This is a genomic window from Bacteroides sp. HMSC067B03, from assembly GCF_001811315.1.
GTDB classification, from domain to species: Bacteria; Bacteroidota; Bacteroidia; order Bacteroidales; family Bacteroidaceae; genus Bacteroides; species Bacteroides faecis.
In genome coordinates this window covers 259,700-281,596 of sequence record NZ_KV804368.1, presented here as the reverse complement: position 1 = coordinate 281,596, position 21,897 = coordinate 259,700, and the positions used below count along the sequence as shown (strand labels likewise).

The following is a 21,897-nucleotide window of genomic DNA, read 5'->3' as shown; positions in this document are numbered from 1 at the left end:
TATGAAAACACATTTCATCTCTTTCCTATTGTTAATAGGTATGAGTCTGGGAGTATCTTCTCAGCTCTATGCACAGCCTTCCTACCAACCTAGTGAAGAAAATCTCAAAGCCCGTGAAGAATTTCAGGATAATAAGTTCGGAATTTTTCTTCATTGGGGACTGTATGCCATGCTTGCCACCGGTGAGTGGACTATGACAAACAATAATCTGAATTATAAGGAATATGCCAAACTGGCAGGTGGCTTCTATCCTTCCAAATTTGATGCAGATAAGTGGGTGGCTGCCATCAAGGCATCGGGTGCCAAATATATTTGTCTGACTTCCCGCCATCATGATGGTTTCTCCATGTTCGATACCAAGTATTCGGATTTCAACATTGTAAAGGCAACTCCTTTTAAACGGGATATTATAAAGGAATTGACAGCTGCTTGCAGCAAACAGGGAATCAAACTTCATTTCTACTATTCTCACCTTGACTGGACGCGGGAAGATTATCCCTGGGGACGTACAGGACGGGGAACGGGACGTTCGAATCCGAAAGGAGACTGGAAAAGTTATTATCAATTCATGAATAATCAGCTGACGGAGTTGCTGACTAAGTATGGTCCGATAGGAGCAATTTGGTTTGACGGTTGGTGGGACCAGGATGGAAATCCTGACTTTAATTGGGAATTGCCGGAACAATATGCCCTGATACATAGATTACAGCCAGGTTGCCTGATAGGAAACAATCATCATCAGACTCCCTTCTCCGGTGAAGATATTCAGATATTTGAGCGTGATCTGCCCGGAGAAAATACAGCAGGACTTTCCGGACAAAGTGTTAGCCATCTGCCTTTGGAAACATGTGAAACGATGAATGGCATGTGGGGATATAAGATTACAGATCAGAATTATAAATCGACGAAGACACTGATTCATTATTTGGTGAAAGCGGCAGGAAAGAATGCGAACTTACTGATGAATATCGGTCCTCAACCCGACGGAGAACTTCCGGAGGTAGCCGTACAACGGTTGAAAGAAGTGGGAGAGTGGATGAAGCAATACGGTGAAACGATATATGGAACCCGTGGCGGTGTAGTTGCTCCACACGATTGGGGAGTGACGACGCAGAAGGGGAACAGACTATATGTACACATTTTGAATTTGCAGGATAAGGCGTTGTTCTTGCCTTTGGCAGACAAGAAAGTCAAGAAGGCAGTGCTATTTAAAAATGGTACTCCCGTCCGTTTTTCTAAAAATAAAGCAGGTGTGTTGCTGGAATTTGCAGAGATACCCAAAGATGTTGATTACGTTGTAGAACTAACAATTGACTAATTTTTAGCTAATTCTTCATAAAAGCATAGGGAAACTATCGTTACATACGTAGTTTCCCTTTATTTTTGGCAAACAATTTGTTTATATAGATATAGAGTAATAATTAAAATGAAAAGTATATGATGTCTTACTGGGTATTATTTATTGGTATTGCCGTAGCAAGTTGGTTGGTACAGATGAATTTGCAGAACAAATTCAAGAAGTATTCCAAAATTCCGACAGGAAACGGTATGACAGGACGCGACGTAGCTTTAAAGATGCTGCACGACAATGGAATTTATGATGTACAAGTAACTCATACACCCGGTCAGTTGACCGATCACTACAATCCTGCTAACAAAACAGTGAATCTGAGTGAAGGTGTATACGAAAGTAATAGTATCATGGCGGCTGCCGTGGCAGCGCACGAATGTGGACACGCTGTTCAGCATGCTCGCATGTATGCTCCATTGAAAATGCGTAGTGCCTTGGTTCCGGTAGTGAATTTTTCGTCCTCTATCATGACTTGGGTGTTGTTGGGTGGTATTTTACTGTTCAATACGTTTCCGCAATTGTTGTGGATTGGTATCATTCTGTTTGCTACCACCACTTTGTTCAGTTTTATCACCTTGCCGGTAGAAATCAATGCAAGTAAACGTGCATTGGTGTGGTTAAGTTCATCCGGCATTACAAATTCATACAATCATACACAAGCCGAAGATGCTCTTCGTTCTGCTGCATATACCTATGTAGTAGCTGCACTGGGTTCGTTGGCTACATTGATTTATTATATTATGATTGCAATGGGTAGAAGAGACTAAGAAGCCAATTTAATAATTATTAGGGCGCCTCCATCGTTTTCAAAGACGGTGGAGGCGTCTTGTTTAGTCATAATACGTATATTCACGTTTTTTACAATATTGACGATTTTTTCGGATATATGCAAGCGTTGCTCGGAAATTTGCAGTAAATTTGCGCAATTAAAATACTAAACAGTAATTATATCATGGCAGCAAAACCAAGTATTCCTAAAGGAACTCGTGACTTTTCGCCGGTAGAAATGGCGAAGCGTAATTATATATTCAATACGATTCGTGATGTATATCATCTGTATGGTTTCCAGCAGATAGAGACTCCATCGATGGAGATGCTTTCTACACTGATGGGGAAATATGGCGATGAGGGTGATAAACTTCTATTTAAGATTCAGAATTCCGGAGATTACTTTTCAGGCATCACGGATGAAGAGTTATTGAGTCGTAATGCCGTTAAGCTGGCAAGCAAATTCTGTGAGAAAGGTTTGCGTTATGACTTGACGGTGCCTTTTGCCCGTTACGTGGTAATGCATCGTGATGAAATTACTTTTCCGTTCAAGCGTTATCAGATACAGCCGGTTTGGCGTGCAGACCGTCCGCAGAAAGGACGTTATCGTGAGTTCTATCAATGCGATGCCGATGTGGTCGGTAGTGATTCCTTGCTGAATGAGGTAGAATTAATGCAGATTGTCGATACAGTATTCAGCCGTTTCAATATCCGTGTGTGCATTAAGATTAATAATCGCAAGATTCTTTCCGGTATCGCTGAAATCATCGGGGAAGCTGATAAAATCGTAGATATCACAGTGGCTATTGATAAACTGGATAAGATTGGTTTGGAGAATGTCAATACGGAACTGAAAGAGAAAGGTATCAGTGATGAGGCGATTGCCAAATTGCAGCCAATTATTTTGTTGAGCGGAACAAATGCTGAAAAACTGGCTACTTTAAAGAGTGTATTGGCAGCCAGCGAAACAGGTATGAAAGGAGTGGAAGAAAGCGAATTTATTCTGGGTACGTTAGAAACAATGGGCTTACAGAATGAAATTGAACTTGATTTGACTTTGGCTCGCGGATTGAATTATTATACCGGTGCTATCTTTGAAGTGAAGGCTCTGGATGTACAGATCGGTAGTATCACCGGTGGTGGTCGTTATGACAACCTGACAGGAGTATTTGGTATGACTGGAGTGTCGGGTGTCGGAATCTCTTTCGGTGCAGACCGGATTTTTGATGTCTTGAATCAACTGGATCTTTATCCGAAAGAAGCTGTAAACGGTACAGAATTGCTGTTCGTGAACTTTGGTGAGAAGGAAGCTGCTTTCTCTATGAATATACTGGCAAAAGTACGTGCGGCAGGTATTCGTGCTGAGATTTTCCCGGATGCGGCAAAGATGAAGAAGCAAATGAGCTATGCCAATGCGAAGAATATTCCGTTCGTTGCTATTGTAGGAGAGAACGAGATGAATGAAGGCAAAGCAATGCTGAAAAATATGGAGACTGGCGAACAGAATCTTGTTTCGGTGGAAGAACTGATTGCAAAAATAAAATAGATTGGATGGAGAATCTCTAAGTGTGCGATTTTCTTATTTTATATAAAGACTGCCTCTATGGAATGTGAAGATTCTGTGGAGGTAGTTCTTAAATATTGACTTTCGTGTTTACTCCGGATAAGAAACTTATCTGTATTTATCTTTTTCGACAAATACAGTCTGCCAGATGATCGTTGATAAATCCTGCAGCCTGCAAGTGAGCATAGCAAATCGTAGTTCCGAAGAATTTAAATCCTCGTTTTTTCATATCCTTGCTCATGGTATCGGATTCGGGAGATGATACAGGAATCTCACTCAATGAACGAACGGTACTGATAATTGGTTTTCTGTCGGGAAAGAATGAAAGTGTGTAGTCATAAAAACTACCGAATTCTTTTTGTATGGCGAGAAATTGCTTTGCATTGGTGATTGTCGATTTGATTTTCAGGCGGTTTCTCACAATACCGTCAAACTGCATCAGCATTTCAACATCTTCGTCGGTCATTTGTGCTACAAGTTCGGCGTCGAAATCGCAAAAGGCTTTGCGATATCCCTCACGTTTTCTAAGAATAGTTATCCAACTCAATCCGGCTTGGGCACTCTCCAGCACAAGAAACTCAAACAGCGTCTTGTCGTCGGTTACCAGTTTTCCCCACTCCTGATCATGGTATTTCACATACAGCTCGTCAGTTCCGCACCAACCACAGCGTCCGTTTATTATATCTTGCATAAGCATAACATTTATAGTATATTACAAATATAGATAAAAATCATGAGTATACTATTCAAAAACAAAAGATATTCACTTTAGATTAAACGGAAAAAGCAGGGAGAGCTGGGCATTAATTTCTATCTTTGTATATAACATTAAATCATTGGCAAATATTTGAAAAACGACAAAATCCAGAGTTATATGAATACGATTAGAAACATGTTATTTTTAGGCATTATCTGTGCTGTCACTACTGTCTTTTCGACAGCTCATGAATTCGAGTTTAATAAGATCTATCCAAAGAAATCAGTGAAGACGCAAGTAAGAAAAGAGATTGTTACGTTCTTTTCTGAATACCTTTCTGGTAAAACAACCACCTTTGATGCAGGAAAGTCATTGAAACTGTCAGAAGTGGAGCAGTATCGTGATGCCGTATGGCAGTTGTGGAAAGAGGCAAATGCTGGTTTTGAGGAAGAAAAATTAATAGCTTTGGATACACTTTCATCTAATTCTTCCGGTTGTTGGAAACTTCCTGAAAACTTGGAACCGAATGCTGTGATGCCCTATTGTTGGGGAATGAAAGGAGCGGTTGAAACAGGAGCTGAACTTCCATTATTTCTCTATCTGCATGGCTCGGGCCCTAAGGAGCGGGAATGGAGTACAGGGTTGAAAATTTGCCGGAATTTTGATGATGCTCCTTCCGTTTACTTTATTCCACAGATTCCGAATGAAGGTGATTACTATCGTTGGTGGCAGAAAGCTAAACAGTTTGTCTGGGAGAAATTGCTGAGGCAAGCATTGTTCTTGGGAGAGATTGATCCGAATAGAGTTTATGTCTTTGGAATTTCGGAAGGCGGATATGGTAGTCAGCGTCTGGCTTCGTTTTATGCTGATTATTGGGCTGCAGCGGGACCGATGGCGGGAGGGGAACCTTTGAAGAATGCTCCGGCAGAGAATTGTAGTAACATCGCTTTTTCTTTGCGGACAGGGGATAAAGATACCGGATTTTATCGGAATACACTGACCGGATACGCGTTGGAAGCATTTGATAGTTTGGCACATCAACGTCCTGGCCATTTTATTCATAAGATAGAACTGATTCCCGGAATGGGACACAGCATTGATTATCGTCCGACAACTCCTTGGCTAAAGCAATATGTCCGTAATCCTTATCCCAGATATGTAAGTTGGGAGAACTTTGAAATGGACGGAATTTACCGGACGGGCTTTTATAATTTGTATGTGAAGGAAAGATCCGATGAAGAAGGGAAGTCTCGTACTTATTATGAGATGAATATTTCAGGAAATGATATTTCTTTGAAGGTAAATGAGGTTGTTTATGAAGTCATAGAGAAAGATCTCCGATGGGGAATAGAGATGAAGTTTGCAAAGAAATATATGCAGGCACACAAGGGGAAAGTTATCATTTATCTCTGTGATAAACTGGTTGATTTAAATGAAAAGGTGACTTTGACAGTGAACGGCAAAAAGGTGTTTGAAGGAAAAATGAAAGCCGATTTGAAGAACATAGTCAACAGCTGCGCTGCGTTCTTTGATCCCCTACGACTTTATCCAGCGTCCATAGAGGTAGAATTGGATTAGAATGCGTTTTAGGATAAAAAATAATTCGTGCAGCGAACGCAAAGGATGCTGCACGAATTTTCTATTATAAGTGGCGTTCCGGATACATTTCATTCCACCATTCCGGTTGATTCTGCAACCAGCGTGCAAACCATGCCATAATAGAATTATGCCATTTGATTCGCTTGTCGTAATCGGAAATAAAGTGATTCTCTCCGTCTACGGTTACAAGTTCTACCGTTTTGCCAAGTATTTTCAGCGCATTGAAAAGCTGGATACTTTCGCCGACAGGTACATTCGTATCTACCGTACCGTGAAGCAACAGCAATGGAGTGTTGATTTTGTCGGCGTTGAACAGAGAGCCTTGCTTGGTGAATAATTCCGGGTCCTTCCACGGATAACTGTCAGCAGCGGCGATAGCATTGTAGGAATATCCCCAATAACCTTCACCCCAGTAGCTGGTTACATCACTGATGCCCGCGTGTGATACGGCTGCGGCAAAAATATCGGTCTGTGTCTGCAAATACTGCGTCATGAAGCCTCCATAGGAAGCACCGAGACAACCGATTTTTTTATCGTCCACAAACGGATGCTCCTTGCAGAACTGCTTTGTACCTTCGATGATATCATCTGCTGTACGTTTCCCCCAAGCATTGACATGGCGGGCGGAGAACTCCTGCCCGAAGCCGGTTGTCCCGCTAGGCTGGATGACATATACTACATAATCACGTGAAGCGAATAATTGCGCGCAATACGGATTACTGATTCCGCGGGTAGTCGGGGACGTGCCGCCATAGTAATATACAATCATCGGATATTTCTTGTTAGGATCGAAATTCGGAGGCAGACACATCTTACCTGTGATGACAGTTCCATCGGAAGCGGTAAAGTTCCACGGTTCTATTTTTCCCAATTCTATTTTATCCAGAATCGGTTTCATCGGATCGGCCAGCAGGCGGGACGTTTTTTTCTTCATGTCATAGAGGTAGGCAGCTCCCGCATTGTAATCCGACTGACCGATATAAGCGGCTATGCCCGGATTATACTCGGACAGAGCGAAGTTAGTGGTGACATCTGTTTCCAGATTCAGTTTTTCAAAACGTCCGTCTTTCGGTGAATAACGATAGATGTTTTTGCAGTCTTCATCTTCCGTGTTAAAGTAGATGCAACCATCTCCACGGTTCCACTGCAAGGGGCTGACAGTGGGGTTGAAATCTCTGGTGATTGGTTGTATCTTACGGGTAGCGAGGTCCATGATGAAAGCCTGGGTATCGAAATCATTGGCGATAGGATGATCGCCACAGTTCTTTCCAATGCCGCCGAAGGCTTCGGGGCTGCCTGTCAGCAGTAACTGTTTTCCATCCGGTGAATAGCCTGCACCACCCAGAAAACGGTCTTCGTAGAAGAGAGTATCGACTTTCAATGTTTCCAGATCTACTTGATAGAGTGAGGATAAAGAGAACGGACGTTGAGTGATATTTTCTTTAGAGGTACTATATAGCATGTATTTTCCGTCCGGCGAAATGTCCTGCAGGTAAGTGCTGTGGTTACCATAGGTCAGTCGTTCGGAAACTCCGTCGGACAGGTTATATTTAGCTAAGAAACTCCGTCCGCGAGTATTCGGAATACGGTCTGCCGGACTAACGATACGACGGAGAGGCCCATCCTCCTTTACTCCTTCCTCACGGGGATAGTAAATCAGGAAATCTTCGTTGGGTGACCAGGTGAAACTCTGCTCAGGGATACTCTGTAGGATAGTCTCTTCGCGGAGTGTGACAGGATCGAGACTGATTACATCATTTCCGGCCAGGGCAGTTACTGTATAGTATAGTTTATCGCTTTTCGGCATCCAGCTCATACCGTCTCTGAGATTGGTCAGGAGTACTTTACCGGATTTTAGCTCTGTCAGTTCGCAATAGGTACGTGAACGTTTGGCAGCGTGGTTGTCCCAGTAGCGGGTCAACAGATATTTTCCGCTGGGAGAGACAGAAACAGCGATGGCCCGGCTTCCATATACTGTATTGTCAAGGGAAAAACGTTTTCGTGCTTCCGGATCTAAGTTGCAGGGAATGTCTTTGAATTTCTCGTCTTTGATCAGTTCGCATTTCAGCGTTGGAGTGGCTTTGTCATCGGCAGCAGAAAGCAGTTTGATGATAATTTCGTAATCCCGTTCGGGTTCCAGGCTAAGGGCTATGTCGCGTGATGATCCGGAAGTGATACTGTCCTCTGCCGCATCCTTCACTTGTTTGGAGGCTCCGTCAATAAAGACTTCCCAGCGGACGGGAGAGGTGATTTTCAACTTCCCTTTCAAGAAGCGCTCTGCACGAATCTGCGTCTTGACCAGGTAAAGTTTGTTGTCTTTATCCGCTTTTTCAAAACTTAGATACCCTGCTGTGTCAGTGGTGAGTGACTGCATCGGTGTATCCGGTAAGTGCAGTACGACTGGGGTTTGGAGTAACATCTTTTTAGTGTGTTTTTCTCCTTTAGGATTGATGCTGTCGTTCATAATGGGGGTACGAACGCTGATGGCATTCCGGACTTTGTACTGTGTCAGTCTGTCTTGTGCTTGAATAGTAACACCGGTTGCCAGAAAGATGGCTAAAGCCATAGTTCTCTTTTTCATTTGTCTATGTCTAAAGTTAATAAATATTTGATTGCGTGACTAATATAAGACAAATGCTTGAAGCATGCAACCAAATGTTCTTTTTATTTTAATATTCTATTTGATTAAGTATCCCGTTGAGGAAAGCAATAGCCACTCCGTAATTTGTCATCGGTACGTTCTGTTGCCTGGCTCTTTCGATACGATTCAGTACATATTTGCGGTTGAACATACAGGCGCCGCAATGGATAACCAAAGAATAGGGAGTGAGATCTTGTGGAAAATCGGTTCCTGCCACGATGTCTATTTGTAACTTTTCTCCAATCCGCTTTCGCAATAAGCGTGGGAGCTTTACTCTGCCGATATCTTCGGATAGAGGGGCATGTGTACAAGCTTCGGCTATCAGTATGCGGGAGGATTCTGTCAGGCTTTCGATGGCTGAGACACTTTCTACATAGTATCCGATATCTCCTTTATAACCAGCAAAAAGAACAGAAAAAGAGGTCAGTCTGCTTTCTGTCGGTTTTTGCTCGTAGACTGTTTTGAATACTTGTGAGTCTGTAATAATTAGTTTAGGAGGGCGGGCGAGAGCTTGCAATGTTTCTGATAATTTATCTGTGGTGCAGCTCATGATCAGACATTTCTTGTCGAGCAGTTCCCGCATGGTTTGTACTTGTGGCAAAATCAGTCTCCCTTTAGGAGCCTGAATATCTTGTGGCATAACCAGTAAGACGAGGTCTCCTTCTGTTACTAATCTGCCTGTGATACTTTGCTGATTGTAATCTTCCGGCAGTTTTTCCAGAATCGCCTGGCGTATCAGTTCTATGCCTGTCCGCTCTTTGGCACTGACCAAGAGAGGATGATTCCCAAAAGTTTCTTTTATTCGGGTAGCGAGTGATGCGGGGGATTTTCGTATATCTGCCTTGTTGATAAGCAGAATAGTCGGAATGTTTTTTGCTTTGAGTTGTTCCAGCCAGTGAAGTTCTTCGGTGAAATCCGCATCTTCGGGTATTTCTATGGAGGCATCACCTGCACAAAGCAGAATGGCAATATCGGTTTTTTCTACGGCTTTCCATGTACGTTCGATGCGCATGTTTCCTAATTTGCCTTCATCGTCGAATCCCGGAGTGTCTATGAACAGGCAAGGACCGATACCGTGAATTTCCATTGCTTTCTGTACGGGGTCGGTCGTTGTTCCGGGAGTGTCGGAAACAAGAGCGGTATCCTGCCCGGTCAGCACATTGATCAGGGAAGATTTTCCGCTATTGCGCTTTCCGAAGAGGGCGATATGGAGCCGGCTGGCATTGGGAGTAAAACTGCTATGCATATAAGTGGATATAAATAATGTTGTTTTCTACTTAAATTGAGAATCAGATATTTATAATTATTTAGGCACGGATGATGCGGATTACACGGTTTTGTTTTGCGTTAACACATTAATAAGAACTGTGTAATCCGCGTCATCCGTGCCTAATTTATGATGAATTAAAATCTGAAATCTCTTTTTCCTTCCGCTATTTCTTTTAGATTTCGAATCGCTATTTCTCTGATTTTTGGGTTCGGAATCCGGTCGGTCTCTTTAGCTATCAACTTCATTCCTTTGATTCGGGTATCTTCCGATGCATAATCTTCGAGGTATTCTTTCAGAGTCATTAATGCGTTCGGTCCGCAGCAGTTGGCTATCTGGCCCGATTTGACTAAAGACATAAACCGGTCACCGGTCCGTCCTTCCCGATAACAGGCGGTGCAGAAACTGGGGATATGTCCGGATTCGAGCAACCAGTTGACCACTTCGTCCAGCGTCCGGGTATCGCTCACATCAAATTGTGAAGAGTTGTCTTCCGGAAGCTCTGTCTTTGCATATCCGCCTACACTTGTACGGGAACCGCCACTGATCTGTGAGATGCCGAGTTCAAGAACCTTTTCGCGGGACTCTTGTGACTCTCTGGTTGATATAATCATTCCGGTATAAGGAACTGCTATCCGGATGACGGCTACAATCTTGCTGAATATATCATCTGAAATTGCATTGGGAAAATCTCCCGCATCAATATCATCTGCCGAACAGATACGGGGTACGCTGATAGTATGGGGACCTACACCGAAACGGGCTTCCAGATGTTCTGCATGCATCAACAATCCTACGAAGTCATAACGGTAAGTGTTCAATCCGAAAAGTACTCCCATTCCTACGTCATCGATTCCTCCTTCCATGGCACGGTCCATTGCTTCCGTATGATAAGCGTAGTTGCTTTTTGGCCCGGTGGGATGGAGGGCTTCGTAGTTCTCTTTGTGATATGTTTCCTGAAATAAGATATAGGTACCGATACCGGCATCTTTCAACCGGCGATAGTTTTCGACGGTAGTGGCGGCGATATTCACATTAACCCGGCGGATAGCCCCATTCTTGTGTTTGATGCTATAAATGGTCCGGATAGATTCCAGTATATATTCCAGTGAATTCAGTGTCGGATGTTCTCCGGCTTCGAGTGCCAGACGTTTATGCCCCATATCCTGCAAGGCGATTACTTCTTTGCGAATTTCTTCCTGTGTCAGTTTTTTGCGGGCGATTGTTTTGTTCTTTGCGTGATACGGGCAATACACACACCCGTTTACGCAATAATTTGACAAGTAGAGTGGCGCGAACATGACAATGCGGTTGCCGTAAAACTTCTGTTTGATTTCTTTGGCGAGATGGAAGATTCGTTCTATCAGGTCAGGCTGGTCACATTCCAGCAGGGTGGCTGCTTCGCGGTGCGTCAATCCTTTGCAAAGAGCGGCTTTTTCGATCAGCTGTTCTATGAATGCGCGGTTGTCTTTGTGATTCCGTGCATATTCAAGAGTTTCCAGAATTTCTTCATGATGAATGAATTTTTCTGCTTGGGATGAATCTACTTTATACATTTCTTTATTGTTTGTAATCCCCTCTGTCGAAGGAGATTTGATAACCGATGTTTTCCAACTGTTGTTGTAATATTCTAAGTCCTTCCGCAGATTCCGCTCCGAGGGAGGCTTTGTTGTTATACAGATTGTATTTTTTACGTTCTTCTTGTGGCGACAGATTGGGCATGACCACATTGGCGCCAGCCAGTATTCCCCGTTCCCGTCCGTCGGGAGTGAGTGTAGCCAGTGCTGTGGTGGCTGGAATCAGTGCCGACGGATGCATCAGCCGGAAGATGGATAATAAAAGGATGGTCTGTTCCACGGTTCCGCAGGGGGACTGGGCAAAAGGGGTGTCACGATGAGGCAGGAAAGGACCGATACCAATCATTTCGGGACGAAATTGTTCGATAAACAAAATGTCCTGGATCAGATGTTCCACTGTCTGCCCCGGACTGCCGACCATGATCCCGGTTCCCGTCTGATAACCGATTTCTTTTAAATCCTGCAAGCATTGCAGACGATGTCCGCACGACATACCCTCGGGGTGTAGTTGCCGATAATGCGATTTATCATAAGTCTCGTGACGCAGCAGATAGCGGTTGGCACCTGCTTGGAAAAAACGTTCGTATGCTTCACACGGCTTTTCACCGAGTGACAGTGTAATGGCACAATCGGGATAATTCCGGTGAATCGCTGAGACTATACTTTCTATCCGTTCATCTGTCAGTACAGGATCTTCTCCTCCTTGCAGCACAAATGTGCGGAAACCGAGTTCATAGCCCTGCTTGCAGCAATCCAGTATGCTTTCTGCGGTTAGCCGATAACGTTCCAGATTCGGATTTCCTTTCCGGATACCGCAGTAATAGCAGTTATTCCGGCAACAGTTGCTGACTTCAATAAGCCCGCGAATAAAAATCCGGTTATCGAAATGACGGAGGCTGACTTCTTGCGCCTGTTCGTTGATATAGCGCAATAATTCTCCGTCACATTCGGTCAACAGTTGCCGAAATTCTTCCGGTCGGAGTGTCCTTTCTTTTCGTAGTTTATCTACCCATTGTCTCATAGCTTTCTTTTCGCTTGAGCAGCTCTTGTACCAATTGACGACGTCCTGAAACAATGTCATTGTGTGTACTTGGTCCGGTGATGCAACCGCCTTCGCAAGCCATCACTTCGATAAATTGTCCCGCTGCTTTTCCTGTTTTGGCACAGGCACGCAGCAAGGCTATATTCTTTTTGTTGATATCTGATACTTGGATAGCATTGATCTTATCCGCTTCCTCTTTCAGATATGCCTTCACTGCTCCCATCACACCGCCGGCCTGCGCAAAACCATGTGCTTCGCGTACGGAAGTATGCAGGATGGAGAAAGAATCCACCTGCTCCAGTTGAATGTCCATTCCATCAAGGATAGAACCGACTTCCTCGAAAGTCAGGATATAGTCTACCGCTTCGTCACGGCGTACCTCTTTCCGTTTGGCTACACATGGACCGACAAATACAATCTTCGCATCGGGATGCTTCTCTTTAGCGATTCTTGCTGCATAATACATCGGTGATCCTGTGGTAGAAACGTATGGTTTCATTTCTGTCAGATGTTTCTCTACCAGTTCGATGTAAGAGGGGCAACAGGAAGTAGTCATGAATTTCTGTCCTTCTTCCAGTTTTTCCAACAGTTCGTGTGCTTCGTTGCTGGTGGTCATCATGGCTCCTTCGGCTACTTCGATGATATCGGTGAAGCCTATCTCTTTGAAAGCACCGTACACCTGTTCAATAGACGTTTTGAACTGTCCGAGGATAGACGGAGCGATGATGGCAACCATCTTTTCTCCTTTCTTGATTCGCTGCAATACGTCGAATGTCTGTGAGATTTCGAAGATAGCACCGAATGGACAGGCATTCATACACTTTCCGCAATAGATACATTTGCTCTCGTCAATGTACTCCACGCCATGTTCGTCTTTTTTTATAGCTTTCACCGGGCAGGACTCTTCGCAGGGCACAGGGATATATACAATCGCATGATAAGGGCAACTCTTATGACAAATACCACAACTGACACAAGTATCGTGATCAATCATTGCCTGACCGTTTTTCTTGAAACGTATCGCATCTTTGGGGCAGTTCATGTAGCAGCTGCGTGCCACGCATCCCCGGCAAAGATTGGTAATTTCGTAATTAATCTGTACGCAGGAAGAACAGGCTTCATCAATGACGCACATGATATTCTCCTTACTTGGCTCCGGACGGTCCAGTGCCATCCGTGCATATTCGGAGAGAGGAGTTACTTCGTCGTGTTCATCTGTCATATCCAGTCCCATCAGCGGAAAAGTTTTGTATCTCCATACAGCGCGTTCTTTATGTACGCAGCAACGTCCCAGCGGTTTTGATTTGCGCGGACTCAGCTCAATAGGGAGGCGGTCTATTTTTTCTACTAACTGGTCGTTTTTCCAGAGTCTGACAAGGTCAGCCAGCAATTTGTGCCGGACAATCATAATATTATTCGTAAAAGCCATATAGTAATTAAAAGGATTGTTAGTGGGTGCAAAGATAGTAACTAGTTTGCGGATAAACTAATAATCGTTAAATTGAATGTCGCAGATTGTTACATTCATGTTTCCGGATGGATAAAACAATCCGAATATAAGAGGTTATGTCTTTCCGGTTGGTTAAATAAATTCAATATTTAAGTTTTTTGAAACATTCTTGTCAATTTTTTGTAGCATTCCGGTGTTATCTTTGTGAAGCATAAAATAGAGAGGAGAAAGAGATATGAGTAGTAGTATGTTGGAGCAAAGAAGTCGCTTTGCGATGATCGGTGCATTGATGATTATTGTCAGCCTGATGTTTTTGTATTATATGGGGAGTTCGCTGGTTGGTGCTACAAAAAAGTATTTGGAACAGGTGCAAACCATTGAGATCTCTTGCGAATAAAAGGGGGGAATATAGCAAAAGCCTATTTCGATTTTCTTTTGAATTAAAAAAATAGAAAATCGAAAGGGGCTTTTAGTATGTGTCCATTATATGTTTTTAATCAAAATCTAAAGAAGATATATCTTCGAATCTTCCTTCAAAATAGAATGAACCGGTAGTTTTACGTTCTTTATTTTGTTCTATGTCAAATTCGCCGGGTTGAGCGGCTTCTAAATTCAGATTTTTAATTTCTATTTTATACAGTCCATCTGATGTCTTGCTAATGATTAGATCGCTTGATTGATATCCCTTGTTCCAATCTGCCTCATAATATTGTTCACAATAGTCACTTCCATCACTATTTTTTACACAATTGATATTAATTTCACAGTCATAATAATAGTCATCTTTTTTACTACTATAATATGCTTGAAAAGGAAAATCTCCTTCAGGAAGAGAATTAATGTCATATTTCTTAGGTGAAACAAAAGAGATGACTGCAAAAGACACTTTTTTACCAATAATTTCTTCTTGTTTTTTAGTATAATAAAAATAGTCAATATTAGAGAATTCAAGTTCGTACTCATATAAACCGCCAGAATAGGAGGGTTCATCTATTGAAAGATAAGCATACTTGAAGTCGACATGTCTTCCATCAGTGTCTATATAACATTTTTTTGTGTTTTCGTTTCCTTGTTCGTCGTCGTCGTCTCCACAAGAAGCTAATGTGAGGCATGAAGTTGCCATTAATAGCATCAAAATCCAGTAATTTAAACTTTTCATAATAGTATCGCTTTTATAATTTGATAATGTTTTGTTATTAAGTTGTGTGTTATTTATCAGCCGCAAATGTATACTTTAAAAATAACATCAAAAAATGTATAATTCGCTATATGAGCCTATTATGTGGAATGATGTGACTAAACGCTAAAAATTAAAGTTTATTTGGTGAATCTTTTTTTCTTGGTTATTATGCTGCTTGTTATTGACTGTTTGATGAGACTTCCTACTATAAACTCATTTTGGGGAATCCGAAGAAAAACATTACTTTTGTCAAAGACAAATGGAATCATTATGGATGAAAAAGAGAAAGCATGGAAAACGGTGAGCAGTAAATACCTGTTTCGCCGTCCTTGGTTGACTGTACGTTGCGAAGATATGTTGCTTCCCAATGGGAATCATATCCCTGAGTATTATATACTGGAGTATCCCGACTGGGTGAATACGATTGCCATTACGAAAGAAGGCAAGTTCGTGTTTGTGCGCCAATATCGTCCGGGAGTAGAAAAGACCTGTTATGAACTTTGTGCAGGCGTTTGTGAAAAGGAGGATGCTTCCCCTCTGATATCCGCTCAACGTGAATTGTGGGAAGAAACCGGATACGGCAAGGGAAACTGGCAGGAATATATGGTGATCTCTGCCAATCCAAGTACTCATACCAATCTGACCTATTGCTTTCTTGCCACTGATGTAGAATTGATAGACCATCAGCATCTGGAAGCAACAGAAGATTTATCTGTTCATCTGCTGACTCTGGAAGAAGTTAGAAGCCTGCTGGACAACAATCAGATAATGCAGGCATTGAATGTAGCTCCGCTTTGGAAGTATATGGCTGCTTTGAAATAACATTTCTCTCCTGAATAAAAACTTCAAAAAGATCTTTCATCTTTCACCGATACTGCGGAATCTCTTTATTGATCAAGGGTCTGTGATGGTGAAAGATCTTTCACCTATCTTTCATCTTTCACCCTTTTTTCATCTTGGTCTCTGTTTCCTTATCTAATAACCTATTACTCTTTCCGTCATCTATTAATAGATAAGTTCTGTTTCATTAGAGATTAACTTCTTTTCCTCTAATGGCAAACTTCCTTTGTATTAGATCCAAACTCAAAACGCAAGCTTTGTTTTTATAAATGCAAGCTTCATTTCTATAAACGCAAGTTTCGTTTATAAAAACAAAGCTTGCGTTTTGAGTTTGCTTTAGATAAAAGATAAGTTTATCATTAGAACAAATGAAGTTTGCTCCTGATGCAACGGAATTTGTCTATTAATGAATTACAGCCAGTCTATTAGTATACTATAATCTGATGAATGTGAAAGATGAAAAGATTGATTAATTCTTATGTAGAATATTACTTTGTGCCAGATAATGCGGATTATTGGCATAGATAAACATGACACTGCCGTCTTTGATCGTATTGATAATGGGGCGGGCGAGTTTAGTCGGAAGGGCGGGGCATCCGAGGCTTCTGCCTAATCGCCCCGAAGCAGCTACTGACGGATTGGCGTATGGAGCTCCGTGCACTACGATAGACCGTGCTTTTGCTTTATCGTTGATTCCTTTTTCCAGTCCGTTGAGAATAAGGGAATATCCGTTTCCTCCTTGGTAAGTATTTTCGGTAAGATAAAAGCCTAGCGAACTTTTATATGAACCATATTGGTTGGAAAATGATGTGGCGTAATTTTCTCCGCTATTTCTGCCGTGTGCAACGACTGATGAATACAGTAATTTCTTCTTTTCCATGTCAAACACAAAGAAGCGTTTCTCGGTAGAAGGTTTGGAGAAGTCTATCAGTGTCAGAATCGGTTTGCTTTTTTCTTTGATTCGATTATAACCTGCTACAGCCTGCCGGAAAGCAATGAAATTGACAGTTCCTCCTAATTCCATTTCTTCGAAAAGCTGCTCACCGGCGGCTAGCTCCGAAACCGGTTCCGAAGAGGTAAAAGGAGAGTTGGCAACCGTATTGACAGCAGCACGGTTCAGAGGAATGAAAAGAAATAACAAACAAAAGATAACTTTCTGAAACATAGTGTGTAAGCTAGGAATAAAAACGTGGCAAATATAAAAACTATTTTATTCCAAAACAAAAATAATCGTCTCGTTAACAGGTGCCCAGTCAAAAATAAACTTAGCGTGGGAGGTCGCATTCCGTACACACATATGTGATCGGGGAGTTGTTCCCAATGACCAGCTATATTCTATTTGCGTCTTTCGTGGCTCGTTGACAGGTACTCCATGAATGTATGCTCCATCCGTGAAACGGCTGGCATAAGGAGCGTAGCCGCCTGTCTCTTTGGAACCATCTTTCAGAAAGACCATCTTTACTTTTTTCTCTTGCAGTACGAACATCCCCAAAGGTGTCTCCTGCGCATATGGCGGACGGTGAAGTCCGGTCGTGGAAGGATTCATGCTGCGTACTACCCATTCGCCTTCGCCCGTTCGTTCTAGCGTGGCGATGTTCTGATTGTGGCGGTCTACAAAGATCGCTTTGTTGAAAACAACCGTGTCACCGATTACCTTGACATACTTTTTAGGAATCATCCATTCTCCTCCGGTAAATATAGGTTCTGCTTTCACGAATTTCTCCCTGTCTTCGAGGAATCGTGTCAGTTCCCCGTCTTGACCGTAACGTTCGGGTACTAAGGTATCTGTCAGCAGATAAAGCGGAACGGACTGGTAACGTTCTACGCCGAGAGTATCTGCTACACGTCCGTAAGCATTTCTTTTGAATGTTCTCACCAGAGGCGCTTCGCCGTTTCTGTTTTTGTAGTTCTGCAGTATCGCCCATTGAGAAGGCTGCTGCTGTATATTTTCGAGCAAAGCAAGCTGTTCCTTTATCTTATCCCACTGAAAACTGCGGGTAGTATCCTTATAAGGATAGGTGTCCTCCAGCGTATATTTGTCATATAGCAGTTCTTTGGTGATATGGATTTGTTCCGGAGTAATTGTTTTAACTACAGGTTCGGCTACCGTCTCCGCAATCGTATCTTGCATGAGGGAGTCTGTTTGCAGTGTTTCGGTAGAAGGCATGTCTCCTGTACGCGATGTGCAGGAACACAGGATACAGAGCGTGACGGATATACCGAATCCTATTTTATTCATATTATTAATACAATGCATTTTGAGGTTCGTTTACGAATATACACTATTAAAAGGAATAATCCTCTTCTTTTGTTTAAAAAGTAAGGAACAAATATGCTTTTTTGCCAATAGGAGCAGGTTGTCAGTCATTTTGTCAGTCAAACTCTGCCAAACAATCATTCTTTTGCTTTGGCACGCTTTTCGCAATGAGTTTAGCGTCCTCTTCAAAAGAGGACAAAACATGAATATAATGTATAACAAATAAAATCAAAAAAGAACTATGAACATTAAACCGTTAGCAGACAGAGTGCTTATTCTCCCTGCACCTGCAGAAGAAAAAACAATTGGTGGTATCATTATTCCTGATACAGCAAAAGAAAAACCTTTGAAGGGTGAAGTTGTGGCAGTAGGTCACGGTACGAAAGACGAAGAAATGGTATTGAAAGTAGGCGATACAGTTCTTTATGGCAAATACGCCGGAACAGAACTTGAAGTCGAAGGTACTAAATACCTTATCATGCGTCAGAGCGACGTTCTCGCTATCTTGGGTTAATTTCGGGATCTTAAATAGAAAATTGTAAATCATTAAATAGTAAATAAGGAGATGGCAAAAGAAATATTATTCAATATCGATGCCCGTGACCAATTGAAAAAAGGTGTCGATGCATTGGCAAATGCAGTAAAAGTAACTCTCGGTCCAAAAGGACGTAACGTTATCATTGAGAAGAAGTTCGGTGCTCCGCACATCACAAAAGACGGTGTGACAGTAGCAAAGGAAATCGAATTGGCAGATGCTTACCAGAACACCGGTGCTCAACTGGTGAAAGAAGTTGCTTCAAAGACTGGTGACGATGCAGGTGACGGTACAACGACTGCAACTGTTCTTGCTCAGGCTATCGTAGCTGAAGGTTTGAAGAACGTGACTGCCGGTGCAAGCCCGATGGATATCAAACGTGGTATCGACAAGGCTGTTGCCAAAGTGGTGGAATCAATCAAGGCACAAGCAGAAACTGTAGGTGACAACTATGACAAGATCGAACAAGTTGCTACCGTATCTGCCAACAATGACCCGGTTATCGGTAAATTGATTGCTGATGCAATGCGCAAAGTATCTAAAGACGGTGTGATCACTATCGAAGAAGCTAAAGGTACTGATACTACAATCGGTGTAGTAGAAGGTATGCAGTTCGACCGTGGTTACTTGTCAGCTTACTTCGTAACCAACACTGAAAAGATGGAATGTGAGATGGAGAAACCTTACATCTTGATTTACGATAAGAAGATTTCTAACCTGAAAGATTTCTTGCCTATCCTTGAACCGGCTGTACAGACAGGTCGTCCTTTGTTGGTAATCGCAGAAGATGTAGATAGCGAAGCGTTGACTACCTTGGTAGTGAACCGTCTGCGTTCTCAGTTGAAGATTTGTGCTGTGAAGGCTCCGGGCTTCGGCGACCGTCGTAAAGAAATGCTGGAGGATATCGCTATCTTGACAGGTGGTATGGTAATCAGCGAAGAAAAAGGTCTGAAACTGGAGCAGGCTACAATCGAAATGTTGGGTACTGCTGACAAAGTAACAGTTTCTAAAGACTATACTACCATCGTAAACGGTGCCGGTGATAAAGAAAACATCAAAGAACGTTGCGATCAGATCAAGGCTCAGATCGTTGCTACTAAATCAGACTACGACCGTGAGAAATTGCAGGAACGTCTGGCTAAATTGTCAGGTGGTGTAGCAGTTCTCTACGTAGGTGCTGCTTCTGAAGTAGAAATGAAGGAGAAGAAAGACCGCGTAGACGATGCATTGCGTGCAACTCGTGCAGCTATCGAAGAAGGTATCATCCCGGGCGGTGGCGTAGCTTATATCCGCGCTATCGATTCTTTGGAAGGCATGAAGGGTGACAATGCTGATGAAACAACCGGTATTGGTATCATCAAACGTGCTATCGAAGAGCCGCTTCGCGAGATTGTAGCTAATGCAGGTAAAGAAGGCGCTGTAGTTGTTCAGAAAGTACGTGAAGGAAAAGGTGACTTCGGTTACAATGCCCGTACTGATGTTTACGAAAACTTGCATGCTGCCGGTGTAGTAGACCCAGCTAAAGTGGCTCGTGTAGCTCTTGAAAACGCAGCTTCTATCGCAGGTATGTTCCTGACTACTGAATGTGTGATCGTGGAAAAGAAAGAAGATAAACCTGAAATGCCGATGGGTGCTCCCGGAATGGGAGGCATGGGCGGAATGATGTAATCTCGTCTTTCTTAGATTAAAAAATAGTTTGGAACCGCTTCCCTACAGGGGGGCGGTTCTTTTTTGCGTTAAACTCTTTGTTCCCCGATTTTGTTAATTCTGGACTCACTGTTACTGTTTATAGGAAAAGTGTGTATTTTTGGTTTTGTAATTAACAGTTTTAATACGATGGGGAATTTAATTTTATTTTTTAGAAAAGTAGCCGATGAGCTACGGGCAGAGGGAAATTTTGGGACTGCCCATGTATATCGAAGTACGTTGAATACCGTGATCACCTTTCATGGAAGTAAACATCTTGATTTTCGTCGGGTGACTCCCGAATGGTTGAAAGCCTTTGAAGTAAATCTTCGGAGTCGGGGGTGTAGTTGGAATACTGTTTCCACCTATCTTCGGGTTTTTCGTGCAGTTTACAATCGAGCCGTGGATCTTCGGAAAGCGGAGTATATCCCTCATTTGTTTCGTTCTGTTTATACAGGTACACGTGCTGATAGAAAGCGAGCGTTGGAGGATGAAGAAATGCGCAAGGTTTTCGGACGTCTGCCGGAATTGCCAGAAGTGACCCCGGATTTAAGGCATGCGCAGAATTTGTTTATTCTGATGTTCCTGCTTCGTGGTCTGCCTTTTGTAGATCTGGCTTATCTGCGGAAAAGTGATTTGCGAGACAATGTAATCACTTATCGTCGCCGCAAAACGGGACGTTCGTTGTCTGTCACTCTTGCACCGGAAGCAATGGTGTTGTTGCGACGATATATGGATCGTAATGAGAGTTCTCCTTATTTATTTCCAATTCTGAGTAGTGATGAAGGAACAGAAGAGGCTTACCGTGAATACCAACTGGCTTTGCGTAGCTTCAACCAAAAACTGATGCTATTGGGGAAATTGATGGGGATGGAAGGAAAATTGAGCTCATACACGGCTCGCCATACGTGGGCTACGACTGCGTATCATTGTGAAATCCATCCGGGAATTATTTCCGAAGCAATGGGACATTCATCTATCACTGTGACAGAAACCTATCTGAAGCCTTTTCATAATAAGAAAATTGATGAGGCTAATAAAAAGATCGTGGATTTTGTTCGGCGATCAACTGGATGGGCAATCGTCTGAAAATAAGGACGTTACTTTATAGGTAACAGAGCCGAATAGCGTTGCAAAGATGGATATATTTTGGAAAACATGCAAACAAAAAAGATATTATTTCTAGTAAACTACTAAAAAAAGAGAAATTACACGATAAAACAGCGGATTTCTTAGTATTGGACTTTTGTAATCCTTTCATCAGAATAAAAGATTTCCCTCCCCTCTGCCGCATTTCAGAAGCAGGGGTAAATATGTTTCGTAGCCAAATCATTTAGTTTTTCGTATAGAAGGCCCTCTAAAAGCCTGGACAAAGGTTTTCCTGTTACCTATAAAGTAACGGGCGTTTATTATTGAAACTTAGTGTTTAATAATATATTATTA

The 21,897-nt window shown here is 42.5% G+C and carries 18 protein-coding genes; 9 read left to right on the top strand and 9 right to left on the bottom strand.

Features of this window, described 5'->3' with window-relative positions:
* The first annotated feature begins 1 nt into the window (after position 1).
* The 3 genes from HMPREF2794_RS14945 (at position 2) to hisS (ending at position 3,665) form a co-directional block, all read left to right on the top strand.
* Positions 2-1,318 carry an alpha-L-fucosidase gene (locus HMPREF2794_RS14945; protein WP_070751791.1) on the top strand — a complete coding sequence of 439 codons (1,317 nt, stop codon included), beginning with the start codon at positions 2-4 and terminating at the stop codon, positions 1,316-1,318.
* Between the two features lie 119 nt (positions 1,319-1,437).
* The gene (locus HMPREF2794_RS14940; RefSeq protein WP_010539056.1) at positions 1,438-2,118 is read left to right on the top strand and encodes a zinc metallopeptidase; all 681 of its coding nucleotides are present in this window, start codon (positions 1,438-1,440) and stop codon (positions 2,116-2,118) included.
* Positions 2,119-2,303: 185 nt separating this feature from the next.
* Entirely contained in the window at positions 2,304-3,665 is a 1,362-nt protein-coding gene (hisS, locus tag HMPREF2794_RS14935; protein ID WP_070751790.1) for a histidine--tRNA ligase, read from the top strand.
* A gap of 136 nt (positions 3,666-3,801) precedes the next feature.
* Here hisS and HMPREF2794_RS14930 read toward each other — a convergent pair whose 3' ends face one another.
* Positions 3,802-4,374: a DNA-3-methyladenine glycosylase I gene (locus tag HMPREF2794_RS14930; protein WP_022302489.1), complete on the bottom strand. Its 573-nt coding sequence runs from the start codon at positions 4,372-4,374 to the stop codon at positions 3,802-3,804.
* Between the two features lie 183 nt (positions 4,375-4,557).
* Between HMPREF2794_RS14930 and HMPREF2794_RS14925 the strand changes: the two genes are divergently transcribed.
* Positions 4,558-5,958, top strand: a complete 1,401-nt coding sequence (locus tag HMPREF2794_RS14925; protein ID WP_070751789.1) for a hypothetical protein — start codon at positions 4,558-4,560, stop codon at positions 5,956-5,958.
* Between the two features lie 64 nt (positions 5,959-6,022).
* On the opposite strand, the gene HMPREF2794_RS14920 is transcribed toward HMPREF2794_RS14925, so the two are convergent.
* The 5 genes from HMPREF2794_RS14920 to HMPREF2794_RS14900 all read right to left on the bottom strand — a co-directional run bounded on the left by HMPREF2794_RS14920 (position 6,023) and on the right by HMPREF2794_RS14900 (position 13,935).
* Positions 6,023-8,560 (bottom strand): S9 family peptidase, encoded by a 2,538-nt coding sequence (locus HMPREF2794_RS14920; protein ID WP_070751788.1) that lies wholly within the window; start codon positions 8,558-8,560, stop codon positions 6,023-6,025.
* An 88-nt stretch (positions 8,561-8,648) separates the two neighbouring features.
* Complete coding sequence (gene hydF, locus HMPREF2794_RS14915) at positions 8,649-9,866, bottom strand: [FeFe] hydrogenase H-cluster maturation GTPase HydF (RefSeq protein WP_010539051.1); 1,218 nt, start codon at positions 9,864-9,866, stop codon at positions 8,649-8,651.
* Between the two features lie 158 nt (positions 9,867-10,024).
* The gene (gene hydG, locus HMPREF2794_RS14910) at positions 10,025-11,443 is read right to left on the bottom strand and encodes a [FeFe] hydrogenase H-cluster radical SAM maturase HydG (protein WP_070751787.1); all 1,419 of its coding nucleotides are present in this window, start codon (positions 11,441-11,443) and stop codon (positions 10,025-10,027) included.
* Positions 11,444-11,447: 4 nt separating this feature from the next.
* Positions 11,448-12,485 carry a [FeFe] hydrogenase H-cluster radical SAM maturase HydE gene (gene hydE / locus HMPREF2794_RS14905; protein ID WP_070751786.1) on the bottom strand — a complete coding sequence of 346 codons (1,038 nt, stop codon included), beginning with the start codon at positions 12,483-12,485 and terminating at the stop codon, positions 11,448-11,450.
* Positions 12,466-13,935: a 4Fe-4S dicluster domain-containing protein gene (locus tag HMPREF2794_RS14900; protein WP_022302495.1), complete on the bottom strand. Its 1,470-nt coding sequence runs from the start codon at positions 13,933-13,935 to the stop codon at positions 12,466-12,468. Before HMPREF2794_RS14900 ends, hydE begins: the two co-directional genes overlap by 20 nt.
* Positions 13,936-14,191: 256 nt before the next feature.
* Between HMPREF2794_RS14900 and HMPREF2794_RS28995 the strand changes: the two genes are divergently transcribed.
* Positions 14,192-14,353 carry a hypothetical protein gene (locus HMPREF2794_RS28995; protein ID WP_022302496.1) on the top strand — a complete coding sequence of 54 codons (162 nt, stop codon included), beginning with the start codon at positions 14,192-14,194 and terminating at the stop codon, positions 14,351-14,353.
* Between the two features lie 96 nt (positions 14,354-14,449).
* On the opposite strand, the gene HMPREF2794_RS14895 is transcribed toward HMPREF2794_RS28995, so the two are convergent.
* Entirely contained in the window at positions 14,450-15,115 is a 666-nt protein-coding gene (locus tag HMPREF2794_RS14895; RefSeq protein WP_010539047.1) for a hypothetical protein, read from the bottom strand.
* 291 nt (positions 15,116-15,406) lie between these two features.
* Here HMPREF2794_RS14895 and HMPREF2794_RS14890 point away from each other — a divergent pair, with 291 nt between their 5' ends.
* Positions 15,407-15,958: an NUDIX hydrolase gene (locus tag HMPREF2794_RS14890; protein ID WP_029425668.1), complete on the top strand. Its 552-nt coding sequence runs from the start codon at positions 15,407-15,409 to the stop codon at positions 15,956-15,958.
* 487 nt (positions 15,959-16,445) lie between these two features.
* Here HMPREF2794_RS14890 and HMPREF2794_RS14885 read toward each other — a convergent pair whose 3' ends face one another.
* Both HMPREF2794_RS14885 and HMPREF2794_RS14880 read right to left on the bottom strand, forming a co-directional pair.
* Positions 16,446-17,141, bottom strand: a complete 696-nt coding sequence (locus HMPREF2794_RS14885) for a murein L,D-transpeptidase catalytic domain family protein (RefSeq protein WP_022302498.1) — start codon at positions 17,139-17,141, stop codon at positions 16,446-16,448.
* Between the two features lie 45 nt (positions 17,142-17,186).
* Positions 17,187-18,233 (bottom strand): L,D-transpeptidase, encoded by a 1,047-nt coding sequence (locus tag HMPREF2794_RS14880; RefSeq protein WP_074759484.1) that lies wholly within the window; start codon positions 18,231-18,233, stop codon positions 17,187-17,189.
* Positions 18,234-18,474: 241 nt separating this feature from the next.
* Here HMPREF2794_RS14880 and HMPREF2794_RS14875 point away from each other — a divergent pair, with 241 nt between their 5' ends.
* The 3 genes from HMPREF2794_RS14875 to HMPREF2794_RS14865 all read left to right on the top strand — a co-directional run bounded on the left by HMPREF2794_RS14875 (position 18,475) and on the right by HMPREF2794_RS14865 (position 21,543).
* Positions 18,475-18,747 (top strand): co-chaperone GroES, encoded by a 273-nt coding sequence (locus HMPREF2794_RS14875; protein WP_010539043.1) that lies wholly within the window; start codon positions 18,475-18,477, stop codon positions 18,745-18,747.
* A 51-nt stretch (positions 18,748-18,798) separates the two neighbouring features.
* Entirely contained in the window at positions 18,799-20,436 is a 1,638-nt protein-coding gene (gene groL / locus HMPREF2794_RS14870; protein ID WP_010539042.1) for a chaperonin GroEL, read from the top strand.
* Positions 20,437-20,604: 168 nt separating this feature from the next.
* Entirely contained in the window at positions 20,605-21,543 is a 939-nt protein-coding gene (locus tag HMPREF2794_RS14865; protein WP_022302501.1) for a tyrosine-type recombinase/integrase, read from the top strand.
* Positions 21,544-21,897: the final 354 nt, after the last annotated feature.